The following is a 2,778-nucleotide window of genomic DNA, read 5'->3' as shown; positions in this document are numbered from 1 at the left end:
AACTCCCCCGGCCAATCCGTGGGCAACGCCACCGCCACCGGGCGGCGGTCGAACGCCACCGGCGCGAAGGGCCGGCAATGGCCGTGATGGCTGGCGATGAGGTGCAACACCAAATCCCGCAAGTCCCCGTCCTCCGGCAACAGCCCCGCCCCGTTCTCCGCCAGCCGCACCGACAGCAACTCATGCCGGGCGCCGCGTGGATAACCCGCCGCCTTGCGGGCGCTGTCATGCTCGGCGCGGCCCTGCGGCAGTTCCAACGACTTGGCGAGCAACTCCCCCGCAGGCGCCGCCCGCCCACCCCGCAGCAAGGCTTGGAAACGCGGGTCCGCCTTGCCCAAATCATGCAGCAACCCGGCCCGCACCACCGCCCCGGCGAGGGGCGGCGGCAAGCGGCAGGACTCGGCGAAGTCGCGGGCGAAATCCGCCACGCCGCGCAAATGCTCGGCCAACAGCACCGCCCGCGTGCTGGACGAAGAGGCCGCGTCGTCCTCGTCGGAGAAGCGGTCGGCGTCCTGGGTCTCCTCGGAATCCTCGGATTCCGGCGGCGGCAAGAACGCCCGGCCCCGCAGCACCAACCCCCCCAGGGGATGCAACTCGACACACCGCTTGAACGGCTTCTCGTCGAGCAAGCCCCGAACGACCCGGACCAGCCAGCGCCACGGCTGAGGCAATGCCTGGTCGTCGCGGAGTTCGGTCAAGGCGTCCCGAAGCTCGGCCAGAAAGCCTTCGGCGTCCTGTTCAAAATCGGTGGCCACCGAATCCGCCAACGCCCTTAGCCGCTCGACGGCCGGCCGATCCGGCCAATACGCCATGACCTTCGGATGCAGCCGCAGCAAGGCTTTGGCCCGGATGGCGGCATACGCCCGGTCGCCGAAATCCAGAATCGGCCCGCCGTCCGCGTGCGGCGCCAAATCGCCCAACTCCGCCGCCGCCCCCGCCCCCACCCCGGCGGGAATCACCACCACATCGCCGGGCCGCAACGCCTCCCGGTCGGTGAGCGGACTCCAACCCTCGCCGAAGGTGATTTCGCCCCACTCGGCGCTCCCAAACGAAGACCGGCACTCGATCACCGCCGCCTCGTCCCGGCCCCGCCAGCGCACCACCCGGCGCCGCCCGGCCTGGGGCTTGAAGTCGTCGAAATCCCCGTCCAAGCCCTCCACATCGGCGCTGTCGTCGACGCTCGAAACGCCCGCCAGCCATTGCCGCGTCCGCCAAATCGGCACCGCCACGCATTCCGCCGTGGCGGGCGGGCACAGGGTCAGCACCTCCAGCGACTTGTCCGCCCCGGTCGGCTCCAAGTCGCCGCCGCTGAGGGCGCTCAAATCCAAATCGGCCCGCCAGCACACCAGCACATCGGCGGACGCCGGGCCGGGACCGTGCAGGAACACGGCGGGTTCCGGCGTGGGCAGCGGCTCCGGGGCGGTCTGCGCCCAGCCGTCCAGATGGGCGGGCAACATCACCGGCGCGGACTTGGCGGCGGGGTTGAGCGCGGCCAGGGCGGCTTCGTCCGTGGGCAACTTCGGCTCCAGGGCGGCGATGCCGAAATCCACCTCGCCTGACTCCCCGGCTTGAGCTTGCTCTTTCAGCCATTGCCAAGTGTTCGCCAAGGCCGCGCCGTACACCGGATCGTCCTCGCTCCTCTCCGCCTGATCCGCCCGCACCAGCACGGCGGCGCGGGATTCAATCGCCCGCCCCATCCGGTTCAAGCGCCCGAACCGCTGACGCAGGGCGTCGAGGCTGGCGCATTCCGTCACCAGCAAGTCGAAATCCAAGTCCGCGCCCACTTCCAGGGTCTGGGTCGCCACCACGAACAGCGGCTTATCCAGCCGCCGCCCGGCGGATTGGGCCGAACCCAAGTCTTTCAGCCGCCCGGCCACGGTGTCGTCCTTGTCGAGGGGCCGCATCCGCCCGGTCAGAAGCACGACCTCGGCGCGGTCCTTATCCAGCGTTCCCAGCCGTTGGGACACCTCGCGGGCCGTCGCCACCCGGTTGACGAAGACGACGCAGGCCAGGGGCCGATCCTTCACCAAGGCCACGGCGTTCTTCGCCAATTCCGCCGCCAAATCCTTGTAAGCCGTCGCCGCCTTGACCTTGACGGGCGGCGCCAGCCGGGCCGGTTTCGCCGCCAACTGGCGGTCCCCCAGCGGATGGCCGGGCGTGCGCCGCTCGTCGGAGGTGTCGCGGAAGATGTCATAGGGTGGCGTAGGCGCGGTCGTGGGAGTGGGCTTCAGGGTGGGAGTGGGCTTCAGCCCACGATCAGGCTCGGTAGTCGCGGGCTGAAGCCCGCTCCCACAGGTCGCAAGCCCACCCCCACAATCTGGCGGCGTGGCGCTCATCACCACCGCCTGGAACGGCGCGGCCAGCGGCGCGTCGGCCCAGGCCCGGTAGCCTTGCACCGCCCGCAGGGTTTGCAGGAACGGCAGGGCGCAATGGGCCTCGTCCAGCAGGATCAAGGCGTCGTTGCCCGCCAGCCCGGCCTGGATCGGCCACGCCTTGTGGGACCGGCCATAGGCGCGGAACAAGAGGCGCGAGCCGAGTTGGTCCACCGTGGACGCGATGATGGCCGGTTGCGCCGGGGATTGCGCCCAGGCGTCGGAACGGTACATGCCGCCGCGCAACTGGAAGCAGGTTAGGGGCTTCGGATTCTCCCCGCCCGCCAGGCCGCGCAGGGCGTCGGCCACGGTTTTCAGCACGCCGGATTCCGCATCCCGCAACGCCTTGGCGAGCTTCCGGGCGCGGTCGAACGCCTCATCGACAATCACCCGCCGGTCCACCACG

The 2,778-nt window shown here is 70.5% G+C and carries 1 protein-coding gene; it reads right to left on the bottom strand.

Features of this window, described 5'->3' with window-relative positions:
* Nucleotides 1–2,778, bottom strand: a 2,778-nt coding sequence (cas3g, locus tag ACXWUF_RS21570; RefSeq protein WP_458503403.1) for a type I-G CRISPR-associated helicase/endonuclease Cas3g, incomplete at both ends; no start/stop codon positions are given.

Source organism: Methylomagnum sp., from assembly GCF_054333355.1.
This window is presented reverse-complemented; position numbering and strand designations above follow the sequence as displayed.